This window comes from Chelativorans sp. Marseille-P2723 (genome assembly GCF_902809845.1).
In the GTDB taxonomy this organism is placed as follows: domain Bacteria; phylum Pseudomonadota; class Alphaproteobacteria; order Rhizobiales; family Rhizobiaceae; genus Chelativorans.
Genome location: NZ_CADDWI010000013.1, coordinates 333,656 through 352,990, shown reverse-complemented (window position 1 = coordinate 352,990; position 19,335 = coordinate 333,656). Strand labels below are relative to the sequence as shown.

The 19,335-nt window shown below is 58.4% G+C and carries 14 protein-coding genes and 3 pseudogenes; 8 read left to right on the top strand and 9 right to left on the bottom strand.

The window, feature by feature from the left end:
• Position 1 precedes the first annotated feature (1 nt).
• The 4 genes and pseudogenes from HUS57_RS13045 to HUS57_RS13030 all read left to right on the top strand — a co-directional run.
• Positions 2-1,498, top strand: coding sequence for a M81 family metallopeptidase (locus tag HUS57_RS13045; protein WP_246727869.1), 1,497 nt, complete (start codon positions 2-4; stop codon positions 1,496-1,498).
• Between the two features lie 12 nt (positions 1,499-1,510).
• Complete coding sequence (locus tag HUS57_RS13040; RefSeq protein ID WP_173934341.1) at positions 1,511-2,686, top strand: mandelate racemase/muconate lactonizing enzyme family protein; 1,176 nt, start codon at positions 1,511-1,513, stop codon at positions 2,684-2,686.
• Between the two features lie 174 nt (positions 2,687-2,860).
• Positions 2,861-3,812, top strand: a pseudogene (locus tag HUS57_RS13035) (IS481 family transposase).
• 99 nt (positions 3,813-3,911) lie between these two features.
• Positions 3,912-4,314, top strand: a pseudogene (locus HUS57_RS13030) (transposase); the annotation flags it as partial.
• 31 nt (positions 4,315-4,345) lie between these two features.
• Here the strand turns inward: HUS57_RS13030 and HUS57_RS13025 are convergent.
• The 3 genes from HUS57_RS13025 to HUS57_RS13015 form a co-directional block, all read right to left on the bottom strand.
• A complete protein-coding gene (locus tag HUS57_RS13025; RefSeq protein WP_210256077.1) occupies positions 4,346-5,320 on the bottom strand; it encodes an oligopeptide/dipeptide ABC transporter ATP-binding protein in 975 nt (324 codons plus the stop codon).
• The gene (locus HUS57_RS13020) at positions 5,317-6,294 is read right to left on the bottom strand and encodes an ABC transporter ATP-binding protein (protein WP_173934339.1); all 978 of its coding nucleotides are present in this window, start codon (positions 6,292-6,294) and stop codon (positions 5,317-5,319) included. The genes HUS57_RS13025 and HUS57_RS13020 overlap by 4 nt, the downstream gene beginning before the upstream one ends.
• Positions 6,295-6,568: 274 nt before the next feature.
• Positions 6,569-6,883, bottom strand: a complete 315-nt coding sequence (locus HUS57_RS13015; RefSeq protein ID WP_210256076.1) for a hypothetical protein — start codon at positions 6,881-6,883, stop codon at positions 6,569-6,571.
• A 106-nt stretch (positions 6,884-6,989) separates the two neighbouring features.
• Between HUS57_RS13015 and HUS57_RS13010 the strand changes: the two are divergent.
• Both HUS57_RS13010 and HUS57_RS13005 read left to right on the top strand, forming a co-directional pair.
• Positions 6,990-7,085: pseudogene (locus HUS57_RS13010) on the top strand (IS6 family transposase); the annotation flags it as partial.
• Positions 7,086-7,128: 43 nt separating this feature from the next.
• Positions 7,129-7,296 (top strand): type IV secretion system protein, encoded by a 168-nt coding sequence (locus HUS57_RS13005; protein ID WP_348640573.1) that lies wholly within the window; start codon positions 7,129-7,131, stop codon positions 7,294-7,296.
• A 1,816-nt stretch (positions 7,297-9,112) separates the two neighbouring features.
• Here the strand turns inward: HUS57_RS13005 and HUS57_RS13000 are convergent.
• Complete coding sequence (locus HUS57_RS13000; protein ID WP_173934337.1) at positions 9,113-11,473, bottom strand: aldehyde dehydrogenase family protein; 2,361 nt, start codon at positions 11,471-11,473, stop codon at positions 9,113-9,115.
• A 10-nt stretch (positions 11,474-11,483) separates the two neighbouring features.
• Positions 11,484-12,395 carry a deoxyribose-phosphate aldolase gene (gene deoC, locus HUS57_RS12995; protein WP_246727931.1) on the bottom strand — a complete coding sequence of 304 codons (912 nt, stop codon included), beginning with the start codon at positions 12,393-12,395 and terminating at the stop codon, positions 11,484-11,486.
• 762 nt (positions 12,396-13,157) lie between these two features.
• Between deoC and HUS57_RS12990 the strand changes: the two genes are divergently transcribed.
• Both HUS57_RS12990 and HUS57_RS12985 read left to right on the top strand, forming a co-directional pair.
• Positions 13,158-13,928, top strand: a complete 771-nt coding sequence (locus HUS57_RS12990) for an SDR family oxidoreductase (RefSeq protein ID WP_173934335.1) — start codon at positions 13,158-13,160, stop codon at positions 13,926-13,928.
• A 16-nt stretch (positions 13,929-13,944) separates the two neighbouring features.
• Positions 13,945-14,691, top strand: a complete 747-nt coding sequence (locus HUS57_RS12985) for an SDR family NAD(P)-dependent oxidoreductase (RefSeq protein ID WP_173934334.1) — start codon at positions 13,945-13,947, stop codon at positions 14,689-14,691.
• 476 nt (positions 14,692-15,167) lie between these two features.
• Here HUS57_RS12985 and HUS57_RS12980 read toward each other — a convergent pair whose 3' ends face one another.
• The 4 genes from HUS57_RS12980 to HUS57_RS12965 all read right to left on the bottom strand — a co-directional run bounded on the left by HUS57_RS12980 (position 15,168) and on the right by HUS57_RS12965 (position 19,299).
• On the bottom strand, positions 15,168-15,935 hold the full coding sequence (locus HUS57_RS12980) for an IclR family transcriptional regulator (protein WP_173934333.1): 768 nt from the start codon (positions 15,933-15,935) through the stop codon (positions 15,168-15,170).
• Between the two features lie 245 nt (positions 15,936-16,180).
• Entirely contained in the window at positions 16,181-17,401 is a 1,221-nt protein-coding gene (locus HUS57_RS12975; protein WP_173934332.1) for an iron-containing alcohol dehydrogenase, read from the bottom strand.
• Positions 17,402-17,497: 96 nt separating this feature from the next.
• Complete coding sequence (locus HUS57_RS12970; protein ID WP_348640581.1) at positions 17,498-18,772, bottom strand: TRAP transporter large permease; 1,275 nt, start codon at positions 18,770-18,772, stop codon at positions 17,498-17,500.
• An 8-nt stretch (positions 18,773-18,780) separates the two neighbouring features.
• Positions 18,781-19,299 (bottom strand): TRAP transporter small permease, encoded by a 519-nt coding sequence (locus HUS57_RS12965; protein WP_173934331.1) that lies wholly within the window; start codon positions 19,297-19,299, stop codon positions 18,781-18,783.
• Positions 19,300-19,335 lie beyond the last annotated feature (36 nt).

Below are 19,335 nucleotides of genomic sequence, written 5' to 3'. Positions count from 1 at the left end.
GATGATGAAGAAGAAAATCCTCATCGTGGAGTGCATGCAGGAAATCTCCTCGTTCAATCCCGTTCAATCCGAGTACGACTATTTCGAGATAGAAGAGGGCGAAGAGCTTTATCGGCATAGGGGCAGGAACACGGCTATTGGCGGCGCTCTGAGGGTCTTCGAAGCCAAGCCGGATTTTGAAGTCGTTCCTGCTATTGCCGCGCGAGCGGGAAGCGCCGGACTGTTGTCTCGGACCGGTTGGGACCGGCTCAGCAAGCAGATACTGGAAGCCGTCAGATCCCATGTCGAGGAGGTAGACGGCATTTTCGTCTCGCTGCACGGTGCCATGGGAGCCGACGGCGAGCTTGATCCGGAAGGATACCTGCTCAAACGCTTTCGTGAGATGGCGGGCCCCAACATACCGATTGTCATCTCGTTGGATCTGCACGGCATCCTGACCGAGCGAATGATCCGCCAAGTCGATGGCATAGCCATATATCACACCTATCCGCATATCGATTTCGCAGAAACAGGAGCGCGTGCAGCCATGCTGCTGCTTAACCTTCTGTCAAAACAGCAGGCGCCCATCGTCGCCCGTGTTGTCATTCCTGCGCTTGTGCGCGGTGATGAGCTTATCACGCGAACAGGCTGCTACGGCGACCTTATCCGCGAGTGTCAGCGGCTTGAGCGCGAGGGCAGGGCTCTTTCCGCCGGAATTATGATTGGTAATCCATTCACCGACGTACCGGAACTTTGCAGTCAGGTGATCGTAGTGACAGATGGCGATGAGGCGACGGCACGAGGCGAGGCCGAGCGCATCGCTGGTGAATTCTGGCCAATGCGACACAGAATGCAAGGCAAGCTCATTTCGCTCGAACGGGCGATTGCGCAGGCCCGGACGATCGAAGGCCCCGTCTGCTTCACCGACGCGGCAGATGCTACCTCATCCGGCGCGACCGGCGATTCCAATTCCATTCTGCGTGGACTTATTGAGCATGGATACCGGAAACGCGCGCTTCTGCAGATCGTTGATCCCGCGGTGGCCGCGACAGCCCATCGGGCCGGTGTCGGCGCGATTGTCGACGTGAAGCTTGGTGGTGCGATGGATCCGCTACGGTTCCAGCCATTAGACATCCGCGTTAAGGTCAAGCTCCTGTCAGACGGTCGTGCCAGTCTCGAAACAATGAAAATTCCGCTTGATGCGGGTCCAACCGCTGTGCTCGAGTTCGAAAACTTTACGATCGTAGTGATGTCGCGTTCGGTAAGCCTGTTCGACCGCGCCATGTATTATGCAAACGGCCTCGACCCCGTCGATTTCGACCTGATCGTCGTGAAATCCCCACACACCGAGTACCATATGTACGACCAATGGGTGGAGAAGAACTTCAACATCGACGTCGCCGGCGCAACCTCAGCCGACATTCCCCGTCTGGGGCACACCATTTGCGCACGCCCGATGTTTCCGCTGGACGACATCAAGGCATTCGAGCCGCAAGGTATCGTCTATCGTCGATTATAAACGGAACGCAGCATGAAGATTGAGGATGTTGATCTTTTTTACCTGTCAATGCCGGAGGTCACCGACGAAGCCGACGGTAGCCAGGATGCCCTGCTGGTACGCGTCAGCGCCGGTGGGTTCGTAGGCTGGGGCGAATGCGAAGCAGCGCCGCTGCCTTCCATAGCCGCCTTCGTTTGTCCAAAGTCGCACGGGGTATGCCGTCCGGTCGGTGAGTCCGTCATCGGCCAGAAATTGAACGACCCCGCCGACATCGCGCGTATCAGCGCATTGGTCGGGTATAACTCTATGGACCTCCTGCAAGCGCCACATATTCTTTCGGGTATTGAGATGGCGCTATGGGACCTTCTGGGCCGCAAGCTCGGCGAACCGGTCTGGCACATTCTTGGCTATGATCATTCGTGCGCCAAAACGCCTTACGCATCCCTTCTCTTCGGCGATACGCCGCAAACGACCCTGGAGCGTGCGAGGCGAGCTGTGAAAGACGGCTTCTCTGCCGCCAAATTCGGTTGGGGACCGATTGGCCGCGGTGACGCCCGCAGCGATGCCGACCAGTTCGCCGCTGCGCGGGAGGGGCTTGGCCGCGAAGCTGACCTAATGGTCGATGTCGGCCAGATCTTTGGCGATAATATCGCCGCTGCCGGGGAACGTCTTCCCTCTCTGGATGAGGCAAGCGTGTTATGGCTGGAAGAGCCGTTCCATGCCGGCGCCCTCGCTGCTTATCGCGCGCTTTCCGAAAAGGGAGCCAAGGTGCGCATGGCAGGTGGCGAGGCGGCACACAATTTCCATATGGCTGCTCACCTCCTCGAATATGCCAATATCGGCTTCGTCCAGATCGACTGTGGCCGGATCGGTGGCATCGGGCCGGCCAAGAGGGTGGCTGATCTGGCCGTCGCGCAGGGCGCTACTTATGTGAACCACACGTTTACATCGCATCTTGCTCTATCCGCCTCGATGCAACCTTTCGCGGGTCTTGCCGATAGCCGCATCTGCGAGTATCCGGCAGCCCTCAAGCCGTTGGCTGTCGCGATTACCACAAATCAGATCCAGCGTGATGGAAACGGGTATATCTGCGCACCGGAGGCGCCCGGCCTCGGCATGGAGGTCAATGTTTCCGGTATCGCTTCCTACCTCGTTGACACCGAGATTCGAGTCGGTGGCAAGCTTCTTTACAAAACGCCGGCGCTCTAACATGTTGCAGCCAGGTGGAATCAGCGTCGTATAAATTCTATAAAATCAATTGCTAGACCATGATGCCGGCCGAAACCGCCTCACGGTCTAGCTGTGAGCTTTCAGGAGGTTGTCCATTCGGACCTGACCGTGGAGACTGGAGTTACCACACTTCAGATTCACCGGAGGGTCCGAATGAACATCCATAAGAACGCCCGTCTCACGCCGCTGCGTCGAGAGGAAATGGCGCTGGCGGTCATGAAAGGCTCCCTCTCCCAAGCCCAGGCAGCGTTGAAATTCGCAGTGACGGCGAAGGTTGTGAAGCGGTGGGTGGAGCGCTACGAGGCCGAAGGGCGGGCCGGCATGGCCGACCGCTCGTCGCGGCCGAGACGCTGCCCGAACGCGACTGGCAAGGCCGTGGCCGATCGGATCATTGCGTTGCGACGCCAGCGCTTCACGGCCAAGCACATTGCACGTGTGGTTGCCGTCTCGCCGGCGGCAGTGAGCCGGGTGCTGGCGCGGGCGAAATTGTCGCGGCTGAAGGACCTCAAGCCTGCCGAACCGGTGCGTCGCTACGAGCACGACGATCCGGGCGACATGATCCACATCGACATCAAGAACTCGGTCGCTTCGACCGCGTCGGACACCGCATCACCGGCGATCGCACCGGCCACTCCAACAGCCGCGGCGTCGGCTGGGAGTTCGTCCACGTTTGCATCGACGATGCCTCGCGTGTCGCCTTCTCGCAGATCATGCCGGACGAGAAGAAGGAGAGTGCCGTTGCCTTCCTCCAGGCGGCGATTGCCTACTACGCAAGCCTTGGCATCACCGCCAGCCGCGTCATGACCGACAACGGATCCTGCTACAGGTCCCGGGCCTTCGGCAGAGCCTGCCGCGATCTCGGGCTCAAGCACATCCGCACAAGGCCGTACACGCCAAAGTCCAATGGCAAGGCCGAACGGTTCATCCGGACCGCGATCAGGGAATGGGCCTATGCCGTCGCCTACCCAACCTCGGCGCATCGAGCTGCCGAGTTGCCCGTTTGGCTGCACCGCTACAATTGGCATCGCCCGCATGGCAGTTTGAAATCCAAAACGCCTATCACCCGCCTCGGTCCGGGGACAACCTCTTGAGGCTCCACAGCTAGAGCAATTCATTCTTTGTCTGAATCGGTTGGGATTCCCATCGGGGTCCTTTTTGTGTTTCAAGATGTTGGCTGGAGGGGAGGCCAGCATCTTATGACAGCGGCAAGCGCCTGCGCGGCTTTGCCCCGCACGGTCACTGGACGCACGCTGACCTTCGTGGGGCGCGCTGCGCTGCGCTTCCGGGCCTATGTTGAGCAGCAGCTCGTGCCGGTCCTCAAACCCGGCGACATCGTCGTTATGGACAATTTGGGTTCCCACAAGTCGGCTACCGTTAGCGCTTCAATCCGGGCGGCCGGCGCCAGGCTCTGGTTCCTGCCGCCCTATTCACCAGACCTCAACCCGATCGAACAGGCCTTTGCCAAGATCAAGCACTGGATGCGCCATGCCCAGAAACGAACCGTCGAGGACACATGGCGTCACATCGGGCACCTCGTCTCAACCATCGAACCCGGCGAATGCGCAAACTACCTCGCAAACGCCGGATACGCTTCCGTCAAAACATGAAAGACTCTAGGAACGCTGACGGCCGTAATACTCAGATCTGTCCGGCGAAGTGGCAGGCAGCTTCGTGGCCGTCCTCCAGCTTCATCAATGGCGGAGGCGCAGTCCGGCAGATATCCCTCACCATCGGGCAACGCGTGTTAAAGCGACACCCTTCAGGCGGATTAGCCGGATTTGGCAGCTCGCCCTTCAAGGCGTTGAAGCGCATCTTGCCATGTTTGCGCGACGGCACAGCACCCAAAAGTGCGCGCGTGTAGGGGTGGGCGGTGGAACGGAATATCTGGTGTTTCGTACCGCTTTCCATTACCCGGCCGAGATACATCACGATCACCCTGTCCGAGATATGTCGGATCACACCGAGATCATGGCTAATGAAGAGATAGGTCAGCCCAAGCTCGGCCTTGAGATCCTGGAGCAGGTTCAGGGTCTGAGCCTGTATCGACACGTCAAGCGCGGATGCTGCTTCGTCACACACTATGAATCGCGGGTTCAGGGCAAGCGCGCGCGCAATGCAAATGCGCTGCCGCTGGCCCCCTGAGAACTCGTGTGGGAAACGGCCAGCATGGTAGCTGGCTAGTCCTACCAGCGACAATAGCTTTCCCAATCTCTGCTGGCGGTCCACATTGTCTCCCACACCGTGAATGACGAGCGGCTCCATGATCAACTCCCCGACAGTCATCCGGGGATTGAGCGCGCCAAGCGGATCCTGAAAGACGATCTGCAGATCCCGCCGCATAGCGCGCATCTGACTCGCGTCGAGTGCACGGAGGTCAGTCCCATCAAACTCGACAAGCCCGGCCGTGGGTTCTATCAGATTGAGAATCAGCCGGCCGACGGTCGTCTTGCCGCAGCCGCTTTCGCCGACAAGGCCGAGCGTCTCGCCCGCGATTATGGAGAACGAAACGTCACTCACCGCACGTATTGTGCGGGGCTTTGCGAACAAGCCGGAACTGACGGTGAATTCCTTACGCAGTGCGTCTACGCGCAGCAGGGGTCTTGCTTCTGTCATTGTCTCCCTTCGAAGCGGTAGCCAGTATTTCGGATGCACGCCGCCCGGTGATCCGGGGCACATTCCATCAAGGATGGTTGTGCCTCGCTGCAAGGTGGGCGGGCATGACGGCAGCGCGGCTCAAAGCGGCACCCCGGCGGCAGATCAAAGGGCGGCGGCACAGTGCCGGGAATTGCGTAAAGTCGCTCTACGTCCTCTTCGCTTGAGGGAATGCTCGCCAACAGGCCTTCTGTGTAGGGATGGCGGGGCCGCTCAAACATCTCTTCCGCTGCCGCATCCTCCACTACCTTGCCGGCATACATGATTAGAACCCGGTCGGTGAACGAAGAGACCACGCCGAGATCATGGCTGATCATGATAGTACCCATGCGATACTCTTCCTGCAGGTCCTGGAGGAGTTCAAGGATCTGGGCCTGAATCGTCACGTCCAGCGCGGTGGTTGGCTCGTCTGCTATCAGAACGCGCGGATTGCAGGCGAGCGCAATTGCAATCATCGCACGCTGGCGCATCCCGCCCGACAACTGATGTGGATAATCGTCGACGCGCTGCGACGGTGCTGGAATTCCCACCCGCGCCAGGATATCGATGGCGTACCGGCGCGCTTGGCTCCTGCTCATGCCCTGATGCCTACGGACCGTCTCGATAACCTGCTCCCCGACGGTAAGTACCGGATTGAGCGCTGTCATAGGCTCCTGAAATATCATTGACATCACCGCGCCGCGGAGCTGCTCGTAGCGTCGCTCACTTGCTGCAAGCAGGTTCTCGCCCATGAGGGTCAGTTTGTCCGCCTCGATCATCGCATGGCGTGGCAAGAGACGCATAAGCGCAAGCGATGAAACACTTTTCCCGCTGCCCGATTCACCGACAATCCCTACAACCTCGCGCTCGCTAAGCGAGAAAGATACTCCATCGACGATCGTGGTGCGTCCTATCGAAACCCGCAGGTTCTGAACTTCGAGTACTGGTTGTGTCATGCGCGAGCCGCCCTGCTAACACGGTAATCGTATACGATTATACGAAATTAGTCCACCTTGGCGCGATCGCTTATAAAAAGAACCCTTGTGGCGGCGCGGTTCAGGTTGGAAATGCCGCACTGACGGCGCTGCTCATTGATAGTTCCGACTGGAACTCTCGAGATATCGCTGCGACAACGCAAAATACCAGATGTCGCTGCTAACCAGATGTCGCTGCTATAAGGCATAGTCACCACGAGCGTAGCATCGATGAGGTCAATTAACCGCAGGAAAGCTAGAGGTCAGACTGGTATTTCGAGGGAATGGCGAAATAGGAGAATATGAGGCTGATCACGAATACGTTGTCAATCGACAGCGCCTTCTCGATGAAGAAGCCTGTAAAATACTGCATTCCCGGCTCGGGTCCGCGGGCATACCAAACCCACGTGCCAAACAGCAACGCAATACAAATGTAGAAGGCGGATAGCTTCAGGCTCTCCGCAATTCCCATCTCGCGATCCTCCTTGCGGAGGATGCCCAGGTCAAAGGCGGTGAGCGCAACGACGAGACCAAGGAAGGCTAGCCAGAACCATGCGGAGTGCCGAGCCAATCGGCAAAAAGAAATTCGACGGGATTGCTCCTCTCGATGGTTGTGTTGCAACGTTTTGAATACCGTTTTTGTGGCAAGGAGAGCTTCTGATCTTTCGGAGGATTGAATGTTCAAGGGCCGCCAGTTTGACCAGTCAGTCATCCTGCTTTGCGTGCGCTGGTACCTGGCCTACAGTCTGAGCCTGCGGGACCTGGAAGAAATGAGGCGTCGTTGCAACGGGGGCATTGTTCCTAGTTATTGCCAAGGTGGCGATAGCCATACTGGTGTCCCTTGGGCCGCTGTTTATCCTCGCGCTGCTGTGGCAACCGACTGCACGCTTCTTTGAACTGTGGGCGGGGCAAGTCCTCAAGGTTTCGTTGAACGGCCCTGTACGGAAACCGACCTCCAGCTGTCGCAGGTCCATCAGCGCCTGAATTCGCTCCTTCTTCACGGCTGTCGGATCGTCCGGTGCAAGCTCGGGCCATCCCTTCTCAAGTTCGAGGATACAGGCTGCGCGGAGCAATGCCTCCTCCAGCGGCATTCGTTCCTCGAGCTTTTGGAACGTCTCAATGACGTCGTTCCATTGCTCTAAGGGAAACTCCTCCCCCGTAATCCGTTTGACGACGGTTGCCATGGCATGGACTGCCGATCCCATCGGGAAGCTTGTGTCGATGCCTTTTTCGTCGGCCCAGAGTTTAACGCGTGACCGGAGGGTAGCCTTGTCCAGGTCACGATACCGCGCCCTTATTGCGTGACTATCGGCGACGTCCTTGATGGTGAACCCTTCCACGTCTTTCAGGACCTGAGCAAGCGGATCCAACTCAAGTCTGCGTGATAGCTTGTCGATGATTTCGTCCAGCGTTCGTGCCTCGACCGGTTTCAATTCGCGGTCCACCACCTCCCGCTCAAGGGCGTCGATGGCTTCCCGCGATGGCGCCGAGCGAGTAGTTTCCGGCTCATCGGACAGGATGATTCTGCTTTCACCGGGGCCCGGTGCGCCCAGATATTTGGCACGCAGCAACGTGGCCATGTCGGTGATAAAGCCCGTTGCGTCTGGACCTAACCCCTTGGCGATCGCGATGTTCTTGGCAGCGTCGTGACAGGGGTCCTTGCCCCTGCTAGCCCCACTGTGCCAGTCGAGAACGAGCTGCTTGAACTCCTTCTGGATTTGGTCAAGGTCCTTTTCGCCATATGCTTGGCCGGTTCTGCCTAAGACAACCGAGGCGATGGCGTTTTCTTCCGAGCCGAAGGTAAAGGCTGTGCTGATCCCGTTGCTTTGCAGGACGTCACCAAGAAGTGTTTCAACCTCAGAAGGCGAAAAGTTCCAGGCTTTTGTCTGGGAGCGTATGTAGTCGCTTTGCAGGAGATCAGGGAACCGCATGCCCGCAATATTCGATAGAGCGCCATCTTCTATTATGGGTGGCTTGATTTCCTGTTTTAAAGCTGATGGGAAGCGCGAGCCCTGGAGCACTGTAGGCTTTAAGGCGGTCCGCAGCTCGGATTGTTTTTCCATTTTGTAGAAGTGTGCAGCGTTTCCTGAAAAAACATACTCCTTAAAAAGGGCGATATTGTCCGTCGCTGGGTCCTCTGGGGGCACCCACTCTTCTGGTTCGCTGCTCGTCATCAACGGTGCCGCAGAGGTTTGACTTGTCAGCGCCAGAAGCGCACTTAAGCACAGGACTCTTCCAGCAAAGGAATTCGACTGCAATCCCTTGCCAATCTGAGAACCGATATTGCCGATCGATGGCGCTACCCGCGTCAATGCCTCGTAGGGCACCGGGGGTGGTGATGGGACATCGGCGGTTTGAGCCGGTTGCGCTTCGTTCCTGCGAAGGGCTTGTGTCCCCTTTTGCATCTTTGCGAGGTGGTCGCCGTTCCTCTTTCGAAACGTATCCAGCCTCGGGTCGGGTTTGTACGCGGGTGGGCTTGGCTTGTTGAACTGTGGCTTCACGGGAAGCTCCGTCCTTCGTGGAAATGTTACAGCCCCCGCTGAAGCCCTACATCTTCAGAGAGGGCAGCAGCGCCAAGTAGCACCTGCGCGACTAATAGGCTCTTCGGTTTGATTTATGCTGCGGGCCAGCATCGGTTCACGCCCATGCTGAGGAATAGAAATCATGGATGGCCCGCTACTTGCTCGGATTAAGGCAAACCGAACCGCCCTGACGGCTGAGAGGCCTTGGATGCGGGCGCTCAGAATTCCGCTGATAGTTGTATCCCTCGGTCAGTTCCAGGCCTCGCTGAGGGCTCCCGCTACTCACCGTAAGGTAACCAGATATTCTTGACCTGCGTAGCGCGTGCAAGAAACAACCTGCCCTGTCCTTCGGTAGCGGCCCAGTTCCGTGCGGCGCCATCCTCAGTCCAGGTTTGTTTGAGATTTCCGGCGGAAGCTTCCTCCACCACGCGCGCACCCTCTTTCGTGCCGAAATACCAAAGTGCGTCCACGCCGTCGTGCTCGGACAGTGTCTTTACAAGCGCCTCACGCGCACCTGTAACGATATTGACTACCCCGCCCGGTACGTCCGACGTGTCGATCACCTGGTAAAGGTCCGTGGCTGCCAGGGGATGGGTTTGCGATGGCACGGCCACCACCCGGTTACCCATGGCAATAGCCGGCAGCACCAGAGAAACAAAACCCAGGAGTGGAAAGCCGGCCGGACAGGCGATGCCAATGACTCCGATCGGCTCGTTCATGGCCAGGGTCACATGGGACGATTTGGTGGCATGCACCGCGCCGTCATACTTGTCGGCCTGGGCCGCATACCAGAAGATGCGGTGCATTGCCGTCTCGACTTCCAGCCGCGCGCTAGCTGCCGATTGGCCAAAACTTTTCAGGCGCTGCTCAAACTCGCTGGCCCGCGCCGACAGATTTTCAGCAAGGTAATAAAGCACCTGCGCCCGGTTGTGGCCAGTCTGCACCCCCCAATCAGCGGCCTTGTGAGCGGCTTCCACCGCGTTGCGTATGTCCTTCCGGTTGCCGAATCCGGTAAGGCCCACCGGCCCGTTTGCTCCCGCAACCGTATAGCAATAGCCGCTCTCGGGGCGTGTCTGCTTGCCGCCGACGTAAAGTTTTGCGGTGCGATCTATGGAGCCGCCTGCGATTGGTTCGGAAGGAGTAGGATCGAGAGCGGGCAGAGCCTCTTCGGTTTTCTTTGCCGCGGGAGCTGGAACCTTCAGATAAGCGGCCATGCCCTCGCGACCGCCTTCACGCCCGAAACCGCTTTCGCGGTAGCCACCGAAGCCCGCCCCGGCATCGAAGATATTTGCGCAGTTTATCCAGACCACCCCTGCCTTCACCTTCGCAGCGATGTCAGTCGCCAGGCTGATATTTTCCGACCAGACGGAGGCGGCAAGGCCGTAGCGCGTATTGTTGGCGAGAGCGACAGCATCGGCTGGCGTCCGGAACGGCGTCAGCGTCACGACCGGACCGAAAATTTCCTCGCTGCACAGGATGGAGGCGGGATGCACATTGGTCACGAGAGTCGGCGGAAAGAAACAGCCGTCGGGACATGGCGCCTGGTGAAGCACAGCGCCTTCCTTCACTCCTTCTTCTACGAGCTTGCGAATGCGTTCGAGTTGAATCGGATGAACGATTGCACCCACATCGGTCGATTTTTGAAGCGGATCACCCGTTCTGAGCTTTGTCAGGCGACGTCGCAGCAGTTCCTCGAAACGAGCCGCAACCGATTCGGCCACTAGGACGCGCGAACCCGCGCAGCAGACCTCGCCCTGATTGAACCAGATTGAATCCACCACACCTTCGGCAGCCGCGTCCAGATCGGCATCGGCGAAGACGATGAAGGGCGACTTGCCGCCCAGCTCCAGCGTCAATGCCTTGCCGCTTCCCGCCGTCTGGCGGCGGATGATGCGGCCAACCTCGGTGGAGCCGGTGAAGGCCACCTTGTCTATCCCTTCATGGGCAACGAGGGCCGCACCCGTTTCACCGTCGCCGGTGACGATATTGAGCACCCCTGGGGGCAGCCCCGTCTCCCTTGCAATCTCGGCGAAGGCGAGGGCCGTGAGCGGGGTGTACTCTGCTGGCTTCAGAACCACTGTATTGCCGGCGGCCAGGGCGGGGGCAACCTTCCAGGCGAGCATCAGCAGCGGAAAGTTCCACGGAATCACCTGCCCGCACACGCCATGGGGGTTGGAGCCGGGGAACTCGTCTTCCAGGATCTCCGCCCAGCCAGCATGATGGTAGAAGTGGCGCGCCACGAGCGGAATGTCGATGTCGCGGCTTTCGCGGATTGGCTTGCCGTTGCCTATTGTCTCCAGAACGGCAAGGAAGCGGCTGCGCTGCTGAACGTGCCTGGCTAGTGCATAAAGATGCTTTGCGCGCTCGTGTCCGGACAGGCTTCCCCATTCAGGCTGCGCGATGCGCGCAGCCCTGACCGCCGCATCCACGTCGGACTTCGTGCCTTGCGTTACACGGGCGATCTCCTCGCCCGTCGCCGGATTGATCACCGCGAAGCTCTTACCGGGCTTGGTGAACGCGCCGCCGATAAAATGGCCGAAGCCCTTCCCGTGCTTTTTCAACCAGGTTTCCACGATGCTGGAATCCTCAGGCGCAGGCCCATAATCCAGGGTTTCAAGTATCTTCATGAACGCGTTCATCGTCATTTCCTTACGCGATTGCATGGCGCGAGGAAGCCGCGTAGCGGCCCGTCACGAAATGTTCGAGCTGGCGCTCGATATCGCCCAGCATGGAGGAGGCGCCGAGACGGAAGAGGTCGGGCTCCAGCCATTCGCGCCCCATCTCCTCCATCATCAGGAACTGCCAGTTGAGCGCATCCTTTGATGAACGCATGCCGCCAGCCGGCTTGAAGCCGACGCGACCGCCTGTCTCCTCGTGATAATCGCGCAGAGCGCGCACCATGATAAGGCCGACAGGAAGTGTGGCATTCACGCCCTCCTTTCCCGTCGAGGTCTTGATGAAATCGGCACCGGCCTGCATGGCCACCATGGAAGCAGCGTAGACATTGCGCAGCGTTTGCAGGTCGCCCGTGGCAAGGATCGCCTTCATATGCGCCCCGCCGCAGGCTTCGCGCATGGCGCACAGCTCATCGTAGAGCGCGCTCCAATTGCCGTTCAGCACATGCTCGCGCGTAATCACGATGTCGATCTCATCGGCGCCTTCCTCAACCGCGTAGCGGACTTCCTCCAATCTGAGCCTGAGCGGCATCAGCCCGGTCGGAAAGCCCGTGGCGACGGAAGCGACCGAAATGGCCGTGCCCGCAAGCGCCTTTGCCGCGTGGGCTACCATCGTCGGATAGACGCAGACGGCGCCAGTGGTCAGCCCCATGTTTTCAATTCCGAGCCCTTCAACGATGTGGGGCGCTAGCGGCTGACGTGCCTTGGCACAAAGGCGTGCAACGCGGGCGGCGGTGTCGTCCCCGGCGAGTGTCGTCAGATCGATGCAGCGCACGGCGTTGACAAGCCACGCCGCCTGCCACTCTTTCTTCACCGAACGCCCTGTCGTCAGTATCGCGACCCGCCGCTCGGCCGCGCGGCGATTGGCCGGATGTCCTTTGAACATCTCCAGGCGCAACGCAGTGCCGGGATTGCGGCGCCGATTCGATGCGCTTATTGGGCCCGTGAGGGCTGTCTTGGCTGCGGCGGAGGCTTCAGCATTCATGGTTATCCTCCCGTGGTCGATCATTCCACGACCCTTTATGGCCTTAACAGGACCTTGGAGAAATGATTATCCCGGCTTGCGACGCGCTGGAAGGAAGTTCGAAAGGGAACAGGACACTTTAGATCGGCAAAGCTATCGGCTCCGCCTCAGATTTGGGTTTGTCGTTACTCACCTCTGCGCCCAGGTCCTGCATCTTTAAAGGATGACGCTGGAAGCCAACACGCCCAAATCCTCAGCGCTGCTGCCGAAATGCACTTCCGCCGGCGCGTCATTCATGGATGATGATGAATCTGCGACGTCCGCTCGGAGCATGAGGCCATCCCCGGCTTACCCGGTTCGAGTTCGACGCCCAACGATATGGAGATGCTTTGTCAGGCTCCCATGCTAATTGATGGGAATTACACTGAATGGGCCGCCACCATGATCCCATCAGAGGCGATGGTGCTCGCGCGAGATAGCCGGGTCGCTTTACACGCCGCGTTACGACGCAAAAGCCGGGCGTTATCCAGCAAAGCGCGTGCGATCACAATGCTATTGTCGAAGCGTGGCCGCGCGTGATCGGGACCGCCTGGGAGCAGCCATGGAAGAAACACGTGCGAAATATCGAACGCAATACGCGCGAAGCGATGGCGGCGTGAGCACGGCGAGCGTAGAGGAAGTTGAATGTCCAACCTTGATGGAAAAATCATAGTCATCACCGGTTCGGCGCGCGGCATCGGTGCAAGAACTGCAGAGCAACTGGCACTGCAGGGCGCGCACATCGCCGTCACCGCTCGCTCGATCGAGGGCGCACGAAGCGCCGCTGACGCGATCGCGGCAACTGGCGGCAGCGCAGTTGCCGTCGAATGCGACGTATCAGATCTTGCCTCTGTCGAATCCATGGTTTCGCAGGTCCGCGAGCGTTTTGGCCGGATCGACGGGCTTATCAACAATGCTGCCGTCATCGACCCCATAGGGCGGATCGTCGATACGGATCCGCATGCATGGATGCGCGCGATAAAGGTCAACCTCGTGGGAGCTTATCACGCCGTGCGCGCGACTCTGCCGGTCATGCTGCAGGCCGGCAAAGGTACGATCGTCAACCTTTCCAGCGGAGCCGCCTTCCATCCGCTCGAGGGCTGGTCGGCCTATTGCGCGTCAAAAGCCGGTCTTGCGATGCTCACCCGTTCGATCCATCTCGAATATGGTGCAGATGGAATCGTTGCCGTGGGCTTTTCCCCGGGGGTTGTAGATACCGGCATGCAGGAAAAAATACGTGAATCCGGCATCAACCCTGTCAGCCGGCTTCCACGCGCAAGCCTGGCCGACCCTTCGGAACCAGCTCGCGCATTGGCTTATCTCTGTTCCGATGCAGGCCGTCGATATGCAGGTGAGGAAGTGGATATTCGCGATCCCGATTTGCGCACGGCCGCAGGGCTCCTGCCGGTAAAATAGTAAGGAAGGGCGAAAGATGAACCAGATCGATCTGGAGGGCCGGATGGCCGTCGTGACTGGCGGCGCGCAAGGAATTGGACGCGCGATCGCCGAACGGTTGATCGCTTCCGGTGCGCGCGTATCCCTTTGGGACGCGGATGCGGAACTGGTTGAGCGAACCGCCGGCGAACTCGGCGAAGGCACTGTTTTTCAAGTAGTGGACCAGGTCGATTTTGGTCGGGTCGAAAGCGCCGCCCGTGCGACAGAGGACGTTCTTGGCCGCATCGACATTCTCGTCGCGAATGCTGGCATAGCAGGCATGAACGCTACGGTCGTGGAATACCCGGTGGAGGAGTGGCGGAGGATTGTAGATATCAATCTCAACGGTGTCTTCCACTGCTGCAAGGCGATCTTGCCTGCCATGGTAGCCCGCAACTACGGGCGCATCGTCAATGTGGCTTCGATCGCCGGCAAGGAAGGCAACCCGAACGCCGCCGCCTACTCCGCTTCCAAGGCCGGCGTCATCGCCCTAACCAAATCGCTTGGCAAAGAGAACGCCGACAAGAACATCTCCGTCAACTGCGTGACCCCTGCCGCGGCACGCACCCGCATCTTTGACCAGATGTCGCAATCTCATATCGACTACATGCTTTCGCGTATCCCTCGCGGCCGGTTCCTGAAAACCGACGAGGTGGCGGCCATGATCGCCTGGCTTGTCAGTGAGGAAAACAGCTTTACCACCGGTGCCGTCTTCGACCTGTCCGGAGGGCGTGCAACCTATTGAAAAACAGGATGGGAACGGGAAATGAAACTTGTTCGAGTTTGTGATCCGGCGCGGGAGAAACCCGCTTTCTGGATGTGCAAGGAAAGATCCGCGCCTGTTGGGCGTCGCCCGCGACATGCCGGCGAACTGACCCCTGAAGGGCTGGAGCGCATTAAGGCGCTCGATCAGGCATCTTTCGGCCCTTGAGGAACCCACCGCCATCATAATCTCTCAAGAAGACCGCCACGCGTCGCGTTGAACGGCCGTTGCTCTGGAGCTTCGTTCGCAGAGTTCTATCCGACCAGCGGAAAGCGCCCCTCAAAAGGCGCGAGCATATGAAAGCGGCGAACAGAAGCTCCACAAGAATATTGCTAACCGGGTGGTCACATATGAATCACAAAACTTGAATCACAAAACTGAGCAACCGTACCCGGTCCAGCTGAACCGCTCTGGAGATGCGCAGCCTATTGCAAGCGGCAGGTATCGTTTTCGACTGCCTAACCCTGTCCCACAGGGTAGACGACGCTACCCATTCGCATTGAAAGGACCCGGGCGCGCCCGTGCAATATACTCGCCAATTCTGGTTCCTCACCGGCATCTACTACTGTCTCCGGAAAGACCAGACTTAGCGCGCCGACCACGCGTTGTTGTTCGCCAAATATCGGCACTGCTATTGTCCCCAACCCGATTGTGGTCTCGTTTCGTTGAACATCGTAGCCGCGCTTCCGCGCTCGTGCGAGCACGGTTTTTAACCGGGAATGGCTTGAGACGCTGTAACTCGTGACTGGCGCCATCCCTTTTGCCGCAATAATGCGTTCAACTTCCTCCTCCTCCATGAAGGCCAGTAATATGCGTCCAGCCGAAGTTGCATGCCACGGCAACCAAGTTCCAGCATGCCAGCCGGTATCGATGAAGTGTGGGCCTTCGACCCCGATCAGATAGATTGCCTCATCCCCGTCACGCACGCTTAAGCGTGCACTGTGACCGGTCTCCTCTACCAGGGAGCGGATTATCGGAAGGGACTCACGAGATAGCCGATCGTAGGTAATGAAGCGGGAGCCGAGCGCATAGGCGCGTAATCCTACCGAATAGCGACGCGTCACCGGGTCCTGCTGTACTAGCCCGTGCCGACGCAGAGTAGCCAGGACCTTCGACACCTGGCTTTTCGGCAATCCAAGCCGACCCGCGAGCTCGCTGACACCGAAGTTTTGTTGCTCCTCCATTAAGGAGGTTAGGACCCGCATGGCCGAATCAAGCGACTTCATTCGTAACTCCCACGTGAGGCGGCTCGAACTCGGAAGGTGCATCCGTCATGCCATCCCCCAGCAGGTGAGGGAGATCTGCGCAGTTGATAATGGTGGTGCAATGATCCCCTTTCGCAGAGTCCGGCTTAGCGCATCGCAGATTCAACCTTACGGACTCCTTGTTCACGCAAGCTTTAAGTCTGACGGAGAGCGATATTCAGCAGTTTTGGTGACCGCCATGCGACTCATCCGCAACCCGCTGGAGACTACCAGGCCTCCTCAAGCACGTTCAGCAACTCATCGGCATTCTCGGTCCGTCGCGGATTGAAGAAGATGCCTCGGTCCAGAAGCGTATGCTGAGCGATTTGCGGCAGCTTCGCGCGATCAAGGCTGGTCTCGCGCAGGCGCATTGGGACTCTTGCCTTGCGCTGCAACTCCCGCACTGCCTCAATGGCCGCCTCCGCCGCTTCATGTTTAGTACTACCAGCTCTGGAAATACCCATTGCCTCCGCAATCTGCGCGAGTTCGGATGCCGCAGTATCAAGATTGTAGGCCATGGCGAAGGGCAACATGATTGAGTTTGCTTCGCCGTGTCCTAGGCCACCATATCCACCCAGGCTGTGGCACAGGGCGTGATGGACGCCAACACGGGCATTGGAGATGACCATGCCAGAAAGATGGGCTCCCGCCAGAACACCCCCGCGGTATTCCTCATCGTCGGGATTTTCCACCATGGCAGGAATAGCGCGATGAAGTACGCGGATACCCTGAAGCGCCAAAGCTTCGGAGATGGGGTTTCTAAGCCGTGAATAAAGGCCCTCCACACAATGGGCAAAAGCGTTCATCGCCGTTTGCGCCATGAGATCGGCGGGGATTTCTGTATTGGCGCGCGGATCAAGCACGATCAGGCGAGAGGCGACTTTGACATCCCAGAACAACATTTTCTTGCCGTCGTCGCCGCGCACGCCAAGGCCAGGCGTCACCTCCGCCGCAGAGGCAGTTGTTGGAACCGAAATGACAGGCAGCTTCGGCTCATGCAATTCCTTGGGATAAAACTGGTCCGGGGGAACGAAGCGTGACGCGTGATCGGCAATATCGCCACCCTCCGCAAGAACAATGGAGATAGCCTTGGCGGTGTCCGAGGCAGAGCCGCCGCCGATTGCAAGGAAGCCGTCACAGCCTTTTTCTTGCGCCAGCGCGGCCGTCCTCATGACCATTTCGCGAGGAGTATGGGCTTTTACATCATCAACAAGAGCCACAACCGTTTTGCCAAGACTATCGACAATCCGCTGAAAGAGGCGCGAACGGCGAGTGCTGCGCCCACACAGCACCATCAGCCTGCAGCATCCCAGTTTTGCAATTTCTTCAGGGATGGCTTCAATAGCATCCGGCCACAAGATGACGCGACTGCCAGTATTGGTGTAGTTCGTCCAATAGCCGGTTTGTGGCGGTTCGGCCGCGTCTGAAGCCATTGCCTCGGCGGACATATGCTTCTCCTGTTCCATTCTGTTTGAATTTGAAATGCCGCCACTCCCAAAGAGATGTCACTCCACGATTTCGGGCGAAGCTGGAGTGTTAGGTGTTTAACGCATCTGCTCCGGCAGCCAGAGAACGAACTGTGGAAAAATGCACAACAAGGCCACCACCAGGAGATGTGCGAAGATGTGCGGCCAAAGGCCGGAAAATACCTCCTCAAGCGGTCTTCGCGTATATTTTGACACCACGAAGGCGTTTAGCCCAAGGGGCGGGGTCACAAGCCCGATCTCTGCCATAATAATAACGATGACACCGAACCAGATCGGATCATAGCCAAGCGCAACCATCACCGGCAGGACAATGGGCACGGTAAGGATCAGGATCGCAGCCTGGTCCATTATGCAGCCAAGCACGAAATAGATGGCTAGCACTATGATCAACACGGTAACAGGCGCCAGCCCAAGCTGATCTATATAGACAATCGTATTCTGGGTGATGCGGGTAAGGGTGAAGAAATAGCCGAAGAATTTCGCGCCCATGATGATCATGAAGATCATGCAGGAGGTGGCAGCACTCGCCATTAATGCGCGGATCAGCGTCCTCCATGTGAGCTTGCGCTGCCAAATGGTCAGGAGCATCGCCCCGGTCGCCCCGAGAGCTGAAGCCTCCGTGGGGGTTGCAATACCAAAATAAATCACTCCGGTAACCAGCATGAAAAGGAAGACGACTGGTCCAGCAACCTTCAAAGAGGCGAGTTTCTCACGCATGCTATAGCGGCGACCGCCAGGCCCATGCGATGGATTAATGAGTACCAGAATATACACTGTCGCGGCGATCGCGAGCATCACTACGATGCCGGGGATTACACCTGCGATAAGCAATTTTCCAATGTCTTCATCGGCTATGATCGCATAAAGGACCAGCGCGATCGAAGGCGGTATTAGCATCGCCAATGTACCAGAAATCGCGACGACGCCCGTTGCCATCTTCGGATGGTAATTACGTTCCAGCATCGCAGGCACGCTAGTCGCCGAAAGCGTTGCAGCGGACGCCGTGCTTGACCCGCAGATGGCGCCGAATCCGGCTCCAGCAAGGGCTGTGGCTACCCCGAGCCCACCCGGCATGCGGCCTACCCAGACGGCTGCGGCTGAGAAGAGTGAGTTGGCCACGCCGGAGAGGATGACAAGTTCAGCCATCAGAATGAACATCGGAACCGTAATGAGTTCGTAGGCCGATGTTGTTGCGAGCGGCGTTGTGCTAAGGTAGCCGACGACAAGTGTCGTACCGCCCACAAGCCAGAGCCCGAGGGCGCCGGAAATCAGCATGGCGAAGCCGACCGGGATGCCCAGGGCCAGCAGGGCGAAGAGTGCTAGAAGTCCGATCGTAGCGTTCAGAGCTCGTCCTCCGCCTTAACAGATGCCGACGCGCGCGCTGGCGATTCGCCAACTACCTCCGTCGTGCCTCGCACGAAGGCCACAATGAGCGCTGCTCCATCAAGCAGAAGGCGCAGCGTGAGCGCCGAGAAACCTACGGCCACAATTGCTGCGGGTATCCATGTAGGCCACAAAATGGTGCCTGAAATAGCATTGCCAGCCAGGTATCTCTCACGGCTATCCTCTACCGCTAACAAAACGATCCAGAAAGCGAACGGCCCGAAAATGAGTGCAACACCTAAGCGGGCAAGTTTTTGCAAAAACTGGGGAAAGCGTAGATAGAGGATGTCAACTGAAATGTGATGATTTTGGCGAAACGTCGCTGATAACGCGAAAAAGAAGCTTATTGGAACCAGATAGATCCCTATCAGATCATAAGACCAGGAAAATGGCGCGTTGAGCACATAACGCATGCCCACGTCTGCGCCAACGATCAGCATGATCACCAATGTGGTGATCCCAGCAAGTTGAAGCATCAGATCCTCAACCCTGCTGGCCCACCGATTGGCAAG